Here is a 14,162-nt window from a genome sequence, read left to right as displayed (position 1 = left end):
CGGCGGCGGCGGCGACAACGGCGGCGGCGACAGCGGCGGCGGCGGCGACAACGGCGGCGGCGGCGACAACGGTGGCGGCAAAAGCGGCGACAAGGCCCCCGGAAAAGTCAGCGACAAATCGGGTGGCGATAAGGCCGGCGGTAAGGCCGGCAAAAAGGCCGACGGCAAGAAAGCTGACGGCAAGAAGGCCGACGGCAAGAAAGCTGACGGCAAAAAGGCTGGCGGCAAGAAGGCTGACGGCAAAAAGGCTGGCGGCAAGAAGGGCGGCGACATTCGACAAGCCAACAATGGCAAAGGCGACGGTGGCGGTGACGGAATTCCCGGCAGATCCAGGCATACCGACCGCAACCGTTGACGCGTGTATGGCGCGTTCGAAGGAACGCGCCATACAGCCTGCACATAAAAAAAGCGCGCGCGGCAGGATTTCTGCCGACATTGGCGGGTTCTCGTGGCCATCATGCGACTGCAAAGACGCACGGCTGCAAGAGCCCGCCTTCCTTTTCCGGACTCCCTCTCTGATGATAGGTCCGATACCGGCGGAAGGTCGCGCAGCAGTCCGCCCCTTCCGCCATTGACCGGTTCCAGCCCCCTGATGGCAACCTTTCAGCAACCCCTCGCGCCGATAATGCCCCGGCAATCGAGGATCGAATCGGATGGCCAAAACGAGTTCAAAGAGGCGCAAGCGCGGCACAAGCCGGAAGGGTAATCGCGGCGGCATGGCGCCCTGGTATGTCGCGGCAGTCCTGATGATCGGCGGCATCGCAGCCTATGACCACCGGGCGAAACTCGCGGATCTGCCCGGCGCCTCCGAAGTGGTCGCCATGCTTTCGCCGAGGGAGAAGACGAAGCCGGCAAGTGCACAGGCGCGGCCTAAAGAGCATACCGGCTCGATCGCCAGGAAGCCGGCGCTTGCGCGCCCCGACCCGATCGCCAGGAAGCAGGAACTCGCGCCTCCGGTCCCGGTCGGCAGAACGCCGGCGCTTGCTCCCCCGGCTCCGATCGGGCGGCCGATGGAACAGCCGACGCCCCGGTTCGCGGATTCCAATACGTTCTATTTCTGCGGTATTCGCAACGACAACTGTGTTGTCGACGGCGATACTTTCCTCTTCAGGGGCGAGAAGATCGTGATCGCCGATATCGATGCTCCGGAGACGAAGGACGCCAAATGCGAGGCGGAACGCGCGCGCGGCTTCTATGCCAAGCAACGGCTGCGCGAATTGCTGAACGCCGGCAAATTCACGCTCGTCGCATCGAAGGGCGGCGGCAGCGAAGGTGGAAGCCCACATGTGGTGATGCGCAACGGAACGTCGCTCGGCGATGTCCTGGTCTCCGAGGGGCTCGTGCGCAAACGGGCAGGACAAGCTTCCTCCTGGTGCGGCCGCTCCGTCGCTCGCGTCTCCGGCTGAGAACCCGTTAGCCGTGGCGTTCGTGATCCGCGAGCACCGCCTCGATCACGCGCCGCGACTTTTCCACTTCAAGGCGATCGGTGCCCGGAAGTTCGGCGAAGACGATGAGCGCCTTCCAGAGCGTCCAGCCGCGGCCGCGTGCCCAGGTCGCCTTGTCGAGCGGCAGGGCGGCGCGGAACGCCTCCCGGCTTTCTCCGTGGAAAAAGGTCCAGGCGACCGAGAGGTCGCATGAAGGATCGCCGACGCCTGAAGTGCCGAAGTCGATCACCGCGCTCAACCGCCCATTCTCGACCAGAAGATTGCCGGAACTGACGTCGCCGTGAAACCAGACCGGCGCGCCGTGCCACGTCGCGGCAAGCGCTGCTTCCCACACCGCGCGTGCCGCGTCCGTATCGATTCTTCCCTCGAGGGCAACGAGTGCCCGGCGCGTTTCCGCGTCATAGACGGTCAGCGGACCACCCCGGAAAAAATTGTGCTGCCCCGGCGTCGGCCCGTTGGTTGCGTCGATCTCCTGGAGCGCCACGAGGAACCGTGCCAGCGTCGTCGCGAAGGCGCTGAGATCCGCGACAGGTGCATGGGTCGCGATCTCGCCTTCGCGCCACTTGTAAACCGACCAGGGCCAGGGATAACCCTCGCCCGGCCGCCCCATTGCCAGGGGCGCAGGAATGGGCAGCGGCAGGCGCCGCGCCAGGACCGGCAGCCAGCGCTGCTCTTTCTCGACTTGAAGCGCATAGGGCGCGGCGCTCGGCAGCCGCACCGTCATGTGCCTGCCCAGATGAAAGGTCCGATTGTCCCATCCGTCGAACTCGACTGGCCTGACCGGAAGATCCGCCCACTCGGGAAATTGCGCGGCGATCAGTTTGCTGACGAGAGATGCGTCGATGTTTAGCATGCCAAAGGTTGCGTTTGGAGACCGAAGATAGCAACCTTCTAGAGCATGGGAGGGAGAAGTGCAAAACGGCTTTCCGCCGGCACATCGCTGCCGCGTGCCGATCCGTTATGGCCGTACCGGCAGCTATCCTTCCTCGCGCAGCGTCTCCTTCTGGGTGATCAGCCGGGCGCTATGCTGGCCGCTGAGATAGATCCAAAGCCAGCTCCAGGCGACGACGAAGCGGCTTCGTGTGCCGATCAGGAAGTAAATGTGGGCAATGCCCCAAATCCACCAGGCGAGCGCGCCCTTGAGCTTGACCCTGCCGAAGTCGATGATGGCGGCGCGCTTGCCGATCGTGGCGAGGCTCCCCTGATGGCGGTAGCGGAACGGTTCAGGTGCCGGCTTGCCTTCGAGCCGGGCGCGGATCACCCGGGCAACGAAGGCGCCCTGCTGCTTGGCGGCCGGCGCGATGCCCGGCACCGGCTTGCCCGCCTCCCACACGACCGAGGCGGTGTCGCCGATGACGAAAACATCGGGCAGCCCCGGTGCGGTCAGATCCTTTTCTACGACGGCGCGGCCGGCGCGGTCCGCCTCGATGCCGAGCCACCGGGCAGCAGGCGAGGCCTGGACGCCGGCGGCCCAGACGAGCGTGCGACTCGGCACGAAGCTGTCGCCGATCATCACGCCCTCGTCCGTGCAGTCGGTAACGGGAACGCCCGTGCGCACCTCGACGCCGAGCTTTTCGAGTTCGCGGCCCGCATAGGCGGACAGTTCTTCGGTGAAGGCGGGAAGAATGCGCGGCCCCGCCTCGACGAGCACGACGCGTGCCTTGCGCGTGTCTATGCGGCGGAACTCGCCGGGCAGCGTCCGGTGCGCCATTTCGGCGATGATGCCGGCGAGTTCGACCCCCGTCGGTCCCGCGCCGATCACCGTGAAGGTCAGCAGCGCATTGCGTATCTCCGGATCCTCCTCGACCTCCGCTCGCTCGAAAGCGAGAAGCACGCGACGGCGGATGGTCGTCGCGTCCTCCAGCGTCTTCAGTCCCGGCGCCACCGGAGCCCATTCGTCATGGCCGAAATAGGCATGCGTCGCGCCGGTCGCGAGCACCAGCGTGTCGTAAGGGACGGGCCTGCCGCTCGTCAGCGTCACCTCCTTGTTGGCCGGATCGACGCCCACGACCTCGCCAAGCAACGTCGTCACTTCCGGCCGGTCGCGGTAGAGACTGCGGATCGGCCAAGCGATCTCCGACGTCGCCAGCAACGTCGTTGCCACCTGGTAGAGCAGCGGCTGGAAGAGATGGTGGTTGCGCTTGTCGATCAGCGTTATCCGGACAGGCACACCGCGAAGATTGTTGACGAGCTGCAGTCCGCCGAAGCCTCCGCCGACAACAACGACGTGATGTCTATCCTGCATCGCATTCCGCCTTGTTTCTCCGGCGCCGTGTGTCTTTTTCAACGCGCGGAGCTCGCCGTAACGCTTTGAACTGCTACATGTTTCCTTAAAATCGGAGGTGATTAGGGGAAACATGCAGTCAGCACACTGTCCACCTCCGGGCGTCCGCAGACAATCGCGCGTTCGACATTGCTCCCTTGCAATATCGTGCGCGCCGGCACCGCAGCGCTATTCCGCATAGCCGACCGGCACCGCCGTGCCGCTCTTGAGGACCTCCATCGAGATCGAGGCGGAAACGTCGAAGAGTTCCACCTTGCGCACGATCTGCTTGTAGACGACGTCGTAATGCTCGACGCGCGGCAGCACGATCTTGACGATGTAGTCGTAATTGCCGGTCAGCCGATGCGCCTCGACGATCTCGGGAATATCGCTGATTGCACGCCGGAATATTTCGATCCATTCATCGGAATGATGCGCGGTCTTGATGAGCGCGAAGACCGTGGTCGGCACACCCATCTTTTCCCGGTCGAGCACGACGATGCGTCGCGCGATGTAACCCGCCTCCTCCAGTCGCTGGATGCGGCGCGAGCAGGCGGAAAGCGACAGGTTCACGCGCTCCGCGAGGTCGCTCATCGCCGCACTGCCATCCTCTTGCAGAAGCGCCAGCAGCTTCCGGTCTCTCTCATCCAACACGCCAGTGACTCCTCGCTGCTGATCCTGTTGACGCCAACAATTTGCAGAAAATTCGACCGTGACACAAATTTTGGGCGCTGATTTCCCCAAATCTCTTCATCAAAGCAAACACATCCGGTCAAAGCCGCGCCATACTTTTAACAATGGAACGGGATCAGAAGGTGGCAACGCGGCATCTTCTGCGTCCCGCGATTGATGTCTGTTCAAGAACAAGGGAACCTCACCATGGAAATGCGCAAAATCGGCCTTATCGGCGGCATGAGCTTCGAGAGCTCGGCGGTTTACTACCGCATGGTCAACGAGGCTGTCCGCGAGCGCCTGGGCGCGCTGCATTCGGCCGAAGTGCTGCTTCATTCCGTGGATTTCCAGAAGATCGTAGACCTGCAGAAGGCGGGCCGTTGGGAGGACGCCGCAGAGCGCCTCTCCGAGGTCGCACGCGGGCTCAAGGCCGCCGGTGCGCAATGCGTGCTGATCTGCACCAATACCATGCATTTGATTGCCGATCAGGTGCAGGCCTCGGTCGACGTGCCGCTGATCAACATAATCGACGAGACCGCGGCGCGGCTGAAGGCCGCCGGCAGCCGCAGGCCGCTGCTGCTTGCCACGCGCTACACGATGGAGCACGGGTTCTACGCCGAGCGCATGAAAAGGCACGGCATCGACTTGATCGTGCCGGACGCAGACGGCCGCACCTTGACCCACAACGTCATCTTCGACGAGCTTTGCGCCGGCAAGGTGCTTGAGCCGTCGCGCAAGGCGCTGGTCGCGCTCATCGAGAGGGCCAAGGCCGAAGGCGCCGACGCGGTCATTCTCGGCTGCACCGAAATCTGCCTCATCCTCGACCCCGCCAACCTGCCGCTTCCCGGCTTCGATTCCACCGCCATCCATGCCGACGCGGCGGTTGAATTCGCCCTCGGCGGGGAAACCGTGAGCTGCGCCGCATAAGGCTGCAGCGCAGGTTGCTTATCGGCGTTGATACATCAGCCCCGCCGCAGCACCGAGAGCAATGCCGACAGTGATACCCACCGGAACGTTATCGAGCGCGGATCCTATGGCCGCGCCGACGCCGATGCCGATTGCAATACCGACAGCCATGGACGGGGCGATATCACAGGCATGTGGCGACAATCCGCCTACGCCGCCGCGTCATACTCCGCCCGCGCCTTGCGGATCGCGTCGTGATTCTGGAGCGACCAGTCGACGAACAGTTTGAGCGGTACGAGAAACGACCGGCCGAGCTCCGTCAGAGCATATTCCACACTCGGCGGCTGCGTCGGGTAAACCGTGCGGCTCAGATAGCCGTCGCGCTGCAGGTCGCGTAGCGTCTGGGTCAGCATGCGCTGCGAAATGTCCGGGATCAGCCGCCGGAGTTCCGAGAAGCGCAAGGGGCCATCGGCGAGCGACAGGATCATCAGCGAATTCCACTTGCCGCCGATATTGTCCATCACGTCGCGCACGGGACAGTTGGCCATATCCATCGGCACGCCGCACACCATTACCACCCGCTTGCCCTTCACCGCGCCCGTCGCCCTGTTCATGGCGGTACCCTTTCCGTAACCACAGCAGAAAAAACTGCCTCCTTTACAGCTCTTAGCAGATTACGACATAAGAGCAACTCTCAAAAAGAGACCAGCATCCTGCGTGAGCCAAAACGTCTCAGGCGAGCTGGAAGCGAAACGAAAGGAAGAACATGTCCGAAACATTGCTCGTGACCGGCGCCGCAGGCCAGCTCGGCAAGCTCGTGCTCGATGCGCTGCTCGCCTCCGGCAAGGCGAGGCCCGCCGATATCATCGCGACCAGCCGCGCCACCTCGAAGCTCGCCGATTACGCCGCCAAGGGCGTCCAGACCCGCGCCGCCGACTTCGACGACCCGGCATCGCTCGCAGAGGCGTTCGCCGGCGCCGACCGCATCCTCATCATCTCGACCGACACGCTGGACCGGCCGGGCAAGCGGCTGCAGCAGCATCTGAACGCCGTCGCCGCCGCCAGGAAGGCCGGCGCCAAGCATATCCTCTACACCTCGATGCCGAACCCCGAAACCTCGGTCATTCCCTTCGCACCCGATCACCTCGGCACCGAGAACGCCATCAAGGCAACCGGCATTCCCTACACCATCCTCAGGAACGGCTGGTACATGGAAAACCTCTTCATGGCCCTGCCGCACGCGCTTGAAACCGGGCAGTGGTTTTCCTCCGCCGGCGCCGGCCGTCTGGCCCATATCGCCCGCAGCGACGCGGCGGAAGCCGCGGCAGCGGCACTCCTCTCCAGCTCCACGGAAAGCCGCACCTACACGCTGACCGGCGCCGGACTGCACTCGACCGACGAGATCGCCGCGCTCGTCGCCAGCACCGCAGGCAAGAAACTCGAGGTCGTCCACATTTCCGATGAAGCGCTCGCCGGCGGCCTCAAAGGTGCGGGCCTGCCCGACTTTCTGATCCCGATCGTCGTCTCCTTCGACAGCAATACCCGCGAAGGCCATATCGGCATGGTGACCAGCGATTTTGCCGCGCTGACCGGCAAGACCCCCGTCAGCCTTCCCGCATTCCTCGAAGGGAGCAAGGCCGCGCTCGTTCAATAGATCACCGCATATCAAGCCCCGGTCTGAACCGACCGGGGCTTTTTGTCGAAGGCCCGCATTGGCGCGCAGCGTCCAAGCCCTATCTACTTTTTCCTGCGCGGATCGTTGGGGTTGCCGCTCCGAAGGCGATCGCGAACACCCACAGCACAGGGGAGAAAGAGCAATGGCGGTACCGATCGACTTCTGGTTCTCGATAGGAAGTCCTTACACCTTTCTCGCTGTCATGCGGCTGCCGGAGATCGCCGAGAAGGCGGGCGTCGAGGTTCGTTGGAGACCCTTCGATGCACGCGCGGTCCAGCTTGACGCAAGCGACGTTCCCTTCGCCGACAAGCCGCTCAAGGCCGCCTACATGTGGCGCGATATGGAGCGGCGCGCCGCGAAGTTCGGCCTGCCCCTGAGGCTGCCTATCCCCTACCCGCTGCCCGAGTTGGAACAGGCCAACCGCGTTGCCGTACTCGCCGCCGATGAAGGCTGGTGCCCTGCCTATGCGATCGCCACCTACCGCCGCTGGTTCGTCGACCGCGACCCCGCCGGCAGCGAGCCCAACCTCTCGTCGAGCATCAGGGAAGCGGGACAGGACCCCGCCCGCGTGCTGAAGCAGGCAAACTCCGGCGCCGTGGCCGAGGCGCTTGACGCCGCGACCAGAGAGGCGAAAGAGATCGGCATCTTCGGCTCACCCTCCTTCGTCGCCGATGGCGAACTGTTCTGGGGCCACGATCGCCTGGAGGACGCGATCGAATGGCAGCACAATCTGGACCAGGGGAATCCGGGGTGAAGCGGTGATGACATGTTGAGTTGCTCATCCGCCTACCGGCACCTTCTCACCGCGAGCGGAGAGATGGTCGCAGCAGCGGGATGAGGGGCGAACCGCCTATGCTTTTCCCTTCCCCGAAACGAGCCACCAATCCACCGACAACTTGCCCGCACCCCACGTAATGACGCCGAGCGCCATCGCCGCCCAGGTCAAATGAACCGGCCATCCGTCCGGAACGGTGAGTTGGATGACAACCGTCATTGCGAGAAGTCCGAGCGCGACGAGGCGTGTCGCCAGTCCCAGGACCACGAGCGTCGGCAGCAGGACCTCCGCGCAAGCGACCACGAAGGCCGTCACCGCCGGCGCCGGGAAGGGATATGGTCCTCCCGGCAGATGCAACTGGAATTCCGATGTGAAGAGCAGAACAGCGACATCGTTGAGCTCCAGAAAGCCGTCCCATTTGCTCATGCCCGAGCGCCAGAAGGGGACGGCAAGCCCCAGGCGCAAGGCAAGCTGGGCGAGAGACATCGGTGCGATGGCGGCGACCGTCCCGTCGATCCGGCCGAGCCAGCCTGCGCCGCCCCACTTTTCGTGTCTTCCGAAGAACTTCGGTACAAGAGTCACCTTCTCATCCTCCCTGGCGCGGCAAAGGCACCGGCCTCAAGCATCACAACAATGGCAGTTGCGAGATCGAATTCCGGACAGCGCGCACTTGCCGTCCCGGCAGCGCTTGCAAGTGGCTCGCCTGACAGGAGGCTGCCCAGGAATACATCGGCGCCCGGTGGAAGGCGGCGAACCTCCACCTCCAGCGCCGGCCGTGTGACCAGTGCGTTTTCCGGCTCGGTGGCCTCGATGCGACCAACCGGTCCGCTCGCCCGGTTTGCGGCAAAGATCGTCACCGCCGGATAGGCCGAGCGAACCATGCGCGTTGACGGGTGCGCCTCGAAGACGACGTCACCAAGGGCGTCCGGTGGGAGTGACGTCAGCGCATGTGGCGGCAGCGCGGGCGCATCCGCCGCATGATAGGCGTCGAGCCAGGCCCGCTCGACGCGCGCGACATCGGCGAGCCACGGCATCGATCGCGCATGTTCGTAGCGCTCGATGAAGGCGGGAAAGTCCCGGCCGTATTCGAAGAGAAGCGGCGATACAGGCGGCGTTTCACGCACATGAAACCGGGCCATGGCGCGGAAGAAGGTTTCGCCGGTAATGCGCATCGTCGCGGGGAACGCCGCCGCAAGCGCTTCGATGAGGCTGACGGTCACGTTGTTGCGGTAGACGTTGAAGCGCTTGTCGGCGGCTTTGCCCCTCGGGCCGGCGACGAGAGCAGGCGTTGCGCAGCCGGGATCGAGCAGTGCGGGCACGAAGCCCGTCGGGTAATCCAGCCCGTCGGCGACGTCGCCGGAAATGCTCTCAGCGGCGCGCATAACTCTTCTCCCGCAGGAAGGCGCCTGCGTGCCGATCGAGGATTGCTTGTGCCGCAATCGCTTCGGCCTCCAGCACCGGCCAGTCGGGAATGGCGCTGTCCCACTCGATGAGCGTCGGGATCGGCCCGCACCGGCCGATCACGATATCGAAGAGTGTCCAGACCGCGTCGGCGACCGGCGCATCGTGACTGTCGATCAGGAGGAGATCGCCTTCGTCGTCCTCTTGCTCCGCATGGCCGGCCAGGTGGATCTCGCCGACATGTTCGAGCGGATAATCCGCGAGGTATTCAAGCGCGGAAAATCCGTGATTGGTCGCCGAGACGAAGACATTGTTGATGTCGAGCAGCAGGCGACAGCCGGTGCGCCGGACCAATTCCCGGATGAATGCGGTTTCGCCCATCATCGATTCCCTGAACAGCACATAAGTCGAGGGGTTCTCGAGCAATATCGGTCGCCGGATCCTCTCCTGGACCTCGTCGATATGGTCGCCGACGCGCTGCAGGGTAGCTTCGGTGTAGGGCAGCGGCAGAAGGTCGTTGTAGTAGGTCGTTTCGTGCGTCGACCAGGCCAGGTGCTCCGAGACGAGCGCCGGCTCGTATCGCTCGATCAGCCCGGCGAAACGGCCAAGATGGGCCTTGTCCAGCGGCTGCGGTCCTCCGATCGACATGCAGACGCCATGTAGCGAAACCGGGTAATCCTGGCGTATCCGGGTGAGTGCCGCGTGCGGCGGCCCGCCCTCGCCCATATAGTTTTCCGCGTGAACCTCGAAGAAACCGCGATTGCTTGCCTCATCGTCAAGAATGGATGTGAGATGCTGGTGCTTGAAACTGGTGCCTGCCAGTCCGTCGATCCGATGCGCCGGAAAACGGGAGCCTTCCGACGCGCCACGATCCGCGTGAATTGCCAATTTGGCCATCGTCGCCTCCGCTTTCCGGCGCTTGTCTACAGGTGGCTCAGGACGGATTGCTTAGGAGGGAAGATCGCGCGACAGCGGTTCCGGCGAGCCCTTGCGGCCGTCCGGCAGTTGCATCGTCGTGCAGGTGCCGCCATCGACGAATTTCCAGGCATTGCCCTGATAGTCGACGGTCGAGGTCGCCTGGCAGGTGGTGCCCGGGCCGGCCGCGCAATCGTTCTGGCCCTTGAGCGCGACGCCGAAGCACTTCTCCTTGCCGGCATCCATCGCGGCCTTGACCTCGGCTTCCGAAAGCGGCGCGGCGATCGCGAACGACGATACCGCGGCTGCCACCGCACTCGCCAGCATGGCCGCACTTATCGTGGATTTCGTAGACATGACTTCGTCTCCGTGTTGGTTTCCTCGTGTGCTGTTTTTCAGGCACACAGAGGCTCGTTCGCACCAATGGGAGATATGTTACATTCGGCATCTACACGCTTTCGTGAGCCCGCGCCCCCTGGCGGATCACGATGAAGAGAGGCTGCGGATGCGGACCGAATACCGCTTTACACTTCTCGTCGCCCCATTTTAGCGAAACGATTGCCCGCGGAGATGTAACAAGCGACAAGGACGAGCGAATTGGGAGGAAGCACAGGTGGACGGCGTGGATGAAGGGAGCCTCGCCAGACTTTTCCGGGCCGCGCTCGACGGTGACGAGCGGGCCTATGGCGACTTCCTGCACGAGACCGCGCGCCTCGTTCGCGCCTGGGCGCGCCGCAGGGCGTTCGGCGGCCCGGATCCGGAAGACATCGTCCAGGAAACGCTGCTCGCCATCCATATAAAGCGCCACACCTGGCGGTGCGACGGGCCGGTAACGCCATGGCTCTACGCGATTGCGAGGCACAAGCTGGTCGATGCTTTGCGACGGCAGGGCCGCCATTCCCAGGTCGAGATCGGCGAGGTGGAAGACCGGCTCGCTGCCGAGGAAACCGAAACGATCAGGGATTGGGAAATCGGCCGTGCACTCGAAACGCTCACCCCCGGCCAGCGTTCGGTGGTGACGGCAATATCGGTCGAAGGGCGCACGATCGCGGAGGCCGCCCGGAGCCTGGACATGAACGAAACCGCAGTTCGCGTCGCGCTTCATCGCGGCCTTGCTGCCATTGCCCGGCGATTTGGACGAGACTGAAATGGAGACACACGAACTCATCAAGGCTCTTGCCGCGGACAGCCGGCGAACCGGCGTGCCGATGAACGCGGCTTGGTGGGGCGCGGTCTTCGCTGCCGTCGTCATCGCCGCAACCGTCTTCTTCGTCCTGCTCGGCCCCCGGTCGGATATTGCCAGCGCCGCGCAGACGCTCCGTTTTCTCTTCAAGTTCGTGGTGACGATCACCCTTGCCGCAAGCGCCTTCGCTCTTCTGCGGATGCTCTCGCGGCCGGACATGGATCCGCGCGGCCCGCTGCGCTTTCTTGCCATCGCTCCTGCGCTCATCCTTGCAGGCGTCTTGATCGAACTCGCCGTCGTGCCCGCCGAAACCTGGTCGAGCAGGCTTGTCGGGACGAACAGCCTGGTCTGCCTGACCTTCATTCCGCTGATCGGGATCGGCCCGCTCGCGCTGCTTTTGCTCGCGCTGCGCCATGGCGCCCCGTCCCATCCGGCGCTGGCCGGCGCAATGGCGGGCCTTGTGGCCGGCGGCATCGCCGCGACGCTCTATGCCTCCCATTGCACGGACGATTCGCCCCTGTTCGTCGCTACTTGGTACACGATCGCGATCGCGATCCTGGCGCTTCTCGGGGCCCTCGCCGGCCGCCGCGTCGCCCGTTGGTAGACGGGCGCGCCGAGCAATTGCTTCACGCAGTTATCGGCGGGCTCGCGCCTCCTGAATGGGCGGACACGGTTGGGAGCCATAGGAACAGAACACGCAGCAATCCCCCTCCTTCGGCTTGAGGAGCGTGCCGCAACTCTTGCACTCGTAAAGGTGCAGGCAGGCATCCGTCGGCATGGTTTCGACCGACTGATGCCGGCAGGCGGGACAGGTCACGATCGAGATCAGATTCGTCATGCGTCCGTGCCTCCATGGCACTCGCGACTCCGACGCCCCGGCCTACACGATGATTTTACTTCAAATCACCGTCTGGCGCTCGCATCAGGCGCTTGCGCCACAGCCCGGCGCACGACCTTGCCCTCTTCGGCCTTGTAGAAGAACTGGCTTGCGACCAGCCAGCCCTTCAGCGGCCTCAGCGGCGGAATGCAGGTGAGCAGCATGAAGGGACCGGTCGTCAGCAGATGCACCCAGAGCGGCGCGCCGTACTGCACCTCGAGCCAGACGCCGAGCAACACGCTCGGCACGCAGGCGAAGCAGATGACGAAAAACGCCGGGCCGTCGGCCGGGTCGGCGAAAGAATAATCAAGCCCGCAGACCTCGCATTCCGGACGGAGCTTCAGGAAACCCTCGAACAGGTGACCTTGGCCGCAACGCGGGCAGCGGCCACGCAGACCCGTCTGCAACGGCGAAAGTGCCGGCCAATCCTTGTGTGAAGACACTGTCTTTCCTTTCCAAAATCTCGTCGGCGGCAGGCGCGGGGCACATAATTCGAACGCGCAAGCGATATTACGGTTCCTAGATGCCCGGTGCTCCACGTCCTCGCCGGCCCATGGAAAAGGAAGCCATACAAAGCATACATTGTCAATTAATTGTATGCATCAATACCTGCGACAATTGCGCCGGGTTGCGGCTGTACGCCGTCAGACGACGAAGTTCAGGACCGCAGGCGACTGCGCGAGAAGATCGGCGATGACGGCGAGGCTGCGCTCGAGCTCGACTTCGGTTTCCGCCGCGCCGAGCCCCAACCTCACGGCTTCCGGCGGGACGGCAAGCGCAAAGGCATCGCTTGCGACGATGCTGATGCCGGCCGTGCGCAACCGGTCACCGAACGCGCCGCGTGTCCAGGCGGAGGGCAGCCTGAGCCAGAGGTGGAATGCTTCGGGATCGGTCACGACGCGAGCGTTCGGCAGGATCCCGGTTGCGATCCGCTGGCGCCGTCCGGTCTCGGCGCGAATGGCGGCAAGCACCGCATCCGCCGTTCCATCCTCGATCCAGCGCGTGGCGATGGCGGCCGAAAGCGGCGAGGCCATGCCGGCGGTCGCGCGGATCGCGCCCTCGATGCGGACGGAGCTCACGGCATCCGGTACGATGAGATAGGCGACGCGGAGCGCCGGCGACAGGCACTTGGCAAGCCCCGCCACGTGATAGACAAGCTCGGGCGCGATCGCCGCGAGCGGCGGCACCGACCTGGCCGGCAGCGCACCGTAAGCGTCGTCCTCGACGATTGCGACGCCATGTCTGCGGGCAATCGCGACGACTGCCTCCCGGCGGTCGAGCGGCAACGTCGCCGTCGTCGGATTGTGAAGCGTCGGATTGCAATAAAGCGCCTTCGGCCGGTGCTTGACGCAGGCGGCCTCGAACGCTTCGGGCAGAAGCCCATGCTCGTCCATCGCCACGCCGGCAAGGCCAATGCCAAGATGGGCAGCGAGCGACCGCAGCCCCGGATAGGTGAGCGCCTCGGCGCAGATTACATCGCCCCGGGCGGCAAGCATGCTGACGGTTGCAAGCAGCGCCGCCTGCGCCCCGGGGCAGACGAGCACCCGCTCCGCTTCCACCTCGCCGAGCCGTGGCCGCAGCCAGGCCGCGCCTGCGGCCCTGTCCGGCAAGGCACCGCCGATCGTCTGGTAGCGCATGAACAGATCCAGGCCCTGCTCGCGCTCAAGTGCATCGATACCGCCCCACATCCGGGCGATAAGGCTTGGATCGTCGAAGAGCGGCGGCAGGTTCATGCTCATGTCGACGAGCCCGCCGCCGGATGGGCGACCGGCGCTCCTTCGCCGCACTTTGACATAGGTGCCCTGCCCGACTCGGCCCTCGATCAGCCCCCGCGCCCGCGCCTCGTTATAGGCGCGGCTGACCGTGGTGAAGTCGATGCCGAGCACGCCCGCGAGCGCCCGCTGCGGCGGCAGGCGTGTGCCCTCCTTGAGTGCGCCGGTCGCGATATCCGCGGCCAATGCATCCGCGATCGCCAGATAGAGCGGCCCGTCCGCCTTGCTAAGCGTCGGCTCCCAGGAAAGACTCACACGATCCTTGTCCATCGACAACA

Annotated in this window: 19 protein-coding genes; 7 read left to right on the top strand and 12 right to left on the bottom strand. The window is 64.4% G+C overall.

What is annotated here, in order from left to right; all coding sequences use genetic code 11:
* Together QN219_RS10075 and QN219_RS10070 are read left to right on the top strand one after the other, a co-directional pair.
* Positions 1 to 355, top strand: a 355-nt coding sequence (locus QN219_RS10075; RefSeq protein ID WP_283999477.1) for a hypothetical protein, incomplete at its 5' end; no start/stop codon positions are given.
* Positions 356 to 653: 298 nt separating this feature from the next.
* Positions 654 to 1,406: a thermonuclease family protein gene (locus QN219_RS10070; RefSeq protein WP_283999476.1), complete on the top strand. Its 753-nt coding sequence runs from the start codon at positions 654 to 656 to the stop codon at positions 1,404 to 1,406.
* Between the two features lie 7 nt (positions 1,407 to 1,413).
* Here QN219_RS10070 and QN219_RS10065 read toward each other — a convergent pair whose 3' ends face one another.
* The 3 genes from QN219_RS10065 to QN219_RS10055 all read right to left on the bottom strand — a co-directional run bounded on the left by QN219_RS10065 (position 1,414) and on the right by QN219_RS10055 (position 4,362).
* Positions 1,414 to 2,298 (bottom strand): aminoglycoside phosphotransferase family protein, encoded by an 885-nt coding sequence (locus QN219_RS10065; RefSeq protein ID WP_283999475.1) that lies wholly within the window; start codon positions 2,296 to 2,298, stop codon positions 1,414 to 1,416.
* 123 nt (positions 2,299 to 2,421) lie between these two features.
* Positions 2,422 to 3,690, bottom strand: coding sequence for an NAD(P)/FAD-dependent oxidoreductase (locus QN219_RS10060; protein WP_283999474.1), 1,269 nt, complete (start codon positions 3,688 to 3,690; stop codon positions 2,422 to 2,424).
* A gap of 207 nt (positions 3,691 to 3,897) precedes the next feature.
* Positions 3,898 to 4,362 carry an Lrp/AsnC family transcriptional regulator gene (locus QN219_RS10055; protein ID WP_283999473.1) on the bottom strand — a complete coding sequence of 155 codons (465 nt, stop codon included), beginning with the start codon at positions 4,360 to 4,362 and terminating at the stop codon, positions 3,898 to 3,900.
* Positions 4,363 to 4,587: 225 nt separating this feature from the next.
* Between QN219_RS10055 and QN219_RS10050 the strand changes: the two genes are divergently transcribed.
* Positions 4,588 to 5,307 carry an aspartate/glutamate racemase family protein gene (locus QN219_RS10050; RefSeq protein ID WP_283999472.1) on the top strand — a complete coding sequence of 240 codons (720 nt, stop codon included), beginning with the start codon at positions 4,588 to 4,590 and terminating at the stop codon, positions 5,305 to 5,307.
* Between the two features lie 18 nt (positions 5,308 to 5,325).
* Here the strand turns inward: QN219_RS10050 and QN219_RS10045 are convergent, their stop codons facing one another.
* Entirely contained in the window at positions 5,326 to 5,457 is a 132-nt protein-coding gene (locus QN219_RS10045; protein ID WP_283999471.1) for a hypothetical protein, read from the bottom strand.
* Positions 5,458 to 5,495: 38 nt separating this feature from the next.
* On the bottom strand, positions 5,496 to 5,900 hold the full coding sequence (locus QN219_RS10040) for a helix-turn-helix domain-containing protein (protein ID WP_283999469.1): 405 nt from the start codon (positions 5,898 to 5,900) through the stop codon (positions 5,496 to 5,498).
* A gap of 152 nt (positions 5,901 to 6,052) precedes the next feature.
* Here QN219_RS10040 and QN219_RS10035 point away from each other — a divergent pair, with 152 nt between their 5' ends.
* Together QN219_RS10035 and QN219_RS10030 are read left to right on the top strand one after the other, a co-directional pair.
* A complete protein-coding gene (locus QN219_RS10035; protein ID WP_283999468.1) occupies positions 6,053 to 6,940 on the top strand; it encodes an NmrA family NAD(P)-binding protein in 888 nt (295 codons plus the stop codon).
* A 163-nt stretch (positions 6,941 to 7,103) separates the two neighbouring features.
* The gene (locus QN219_RS10030; protein WP_283999467.1) at positions 7,104 to 7,715 is read left to right on the top strand and encodes a 2-hydroxychromene-2-carboxylate isomerase; all 612 of its coding nucleotides are present in this window, start codon (positions 7,104 to 7,106) and stop codon (positions 7,713 to 7,715) included.
* A 96-nt stretch (positions 7,716 to 7,811) separates the two neighbouring features.
* On the opposite strand, the gene QN219_RS10025 is transcribed toward QN219_RS10030, so the two are convergent.
* The 4 genes from QN219_RS10025 to QN219_RS10010 all read right to left on the bottom strand — a co-directional run bounded on the left by QN219_RS10025 (position 7,812) and on the right by QN219_RS10010 (position 10,409).
* Positions 7,812 to 8,222, bottom strand: a complete 411-nt coding sequence (locus QN219_RS10025) for a DoxX family protein (protein WP_283999512.1) — start codon at positions 8,220 to 8,222, stop codon at positions 7,812 to 7,814.
* Positions 8,223 to 8,314: 92 nt separating this feature from the next.
* Entirely contained in the window at positions 8,315 to 9,118 is an 804-nt protein-coding gene (locus QN219_RS10020) for a DNA-binding domain-containing protein (RefSeq protein WP_283999466.1), read from the bottom strand.
* The gene (locus QN219_RS10015) at positions 9,105 to 10,034 is read right to left on the bottom strand and encodes a DUF692 domain-containing protein (RefSeq protein ID WP_283999464.1); all 930 of its coding nucleotides are present in this window, start codon (positions 10,032 to 10,034) and stop codon (positions 9,105 to 9,107) included. The genes QN219_RS10020 and QN219_RS10015 overlap by 14 nt, the downstream gene beginning before the upstream one ends.
* 51 nt (positions 10,035 to 10,085) lie before the next feature.
* Entirely contained in the window at positions 10,086 to 10,409 is a 324-nt protein-coding gene (locus QN219_RS10010; protein ID WP_283999463.1) for a DUF2282 domain-containing protein, read from the bottom strand.
* Between the two features lie 256 nt (positions 10,410 to 10,665).
* Between QN219_RS10010 and QN219_RS10005 the strand changes: the two genes are divergently transcribed.
* Together QN219_RS10005 and QN219_RS10000 are read left to right on the top strand one after the other, a co-directional pair.
* Positions 10,666 to 11,199: a sigma-70 family RNA polymerase sigma factor gene (locus QN219_RS10005; protein ID WP_283999462.1), complete on the top strand. Its 534-nt coding sequence runs from the start codon at positions 10,666 to 10,668 to the stop codon at positions 11,197 to 11,199.
* A 1-nt stretch (position 11,200) separates the two neighbouring features.
* Positions 11,201 to 11,839, top strand: coding sequence for an NrsF family protein (locus QN219_RS10000; protein WP_283999461.1), 639 nt, complete (start codon positions 11,201 to 11,203; stop codon positions 11,837 to 11,839).
* Between the two features lie 30 nt (positions 11,840 to 11,869).
* On the opposite strand, the gene QN219_RS09995 is transcribed toward QN219_RS10000, so the two are convergent.
* The 3 genes from QN219_RS09995 to QN219_RS09985 form a co-directional block, all read right to left on the bottom strand.
* Positions 11,870 to 12,073, bottom strand: coding sequence for a GDCCVxC domain-containing (seleno)protein (locus QN219_RS09995; protein WP_283999460.1), 204 nt, complete (start codon positions 12,071 to 12,073; stop codon positions 11,870 to 11,872).
* Positions 12,074 to 12,138: 65 nt separating this feature from the next.
* Positions 12,139 to 12,555, bottom strand: coding sequence for a DUF983 domain-containing protein (locus QN219_RS09990; protein WP_283999459.1), 417 nt, complete (start codon positions 12,553 to 12,555; stop codon positions 12,139 to 12,141).
* Positions 12,556 to 12,756: 201 nt separating this feature from the next.
* Complete coding sequence (locus tag QN219_RS09985; RefSeq protein ID WP_283999458.1) at positions 12,757 to 14,154, bottom strand: PLP-dependent aminotransferase family protein; 1,398 nt, start codon at positions 14,152 to 14,154, stop codon at positions 12,757 to 12,759.
* Positions 14,155 to 14,162 lie beyond the last annotated feature (8 nt).

This window comes from Sinorhizobium sp. 8-89 (genome assembly GCF_030124325.1).
Taxonomy (GTDB): Bacteria; Pseudomonadota; Alphaproteobacteria; order Rhizobiales; family Rhizobiaceae; genus Sinorhizobium.
Note: the sequence above shows the minus strand (reverse complement) of the source record. Positions and strands in the feature narration are given on the sequence as shown.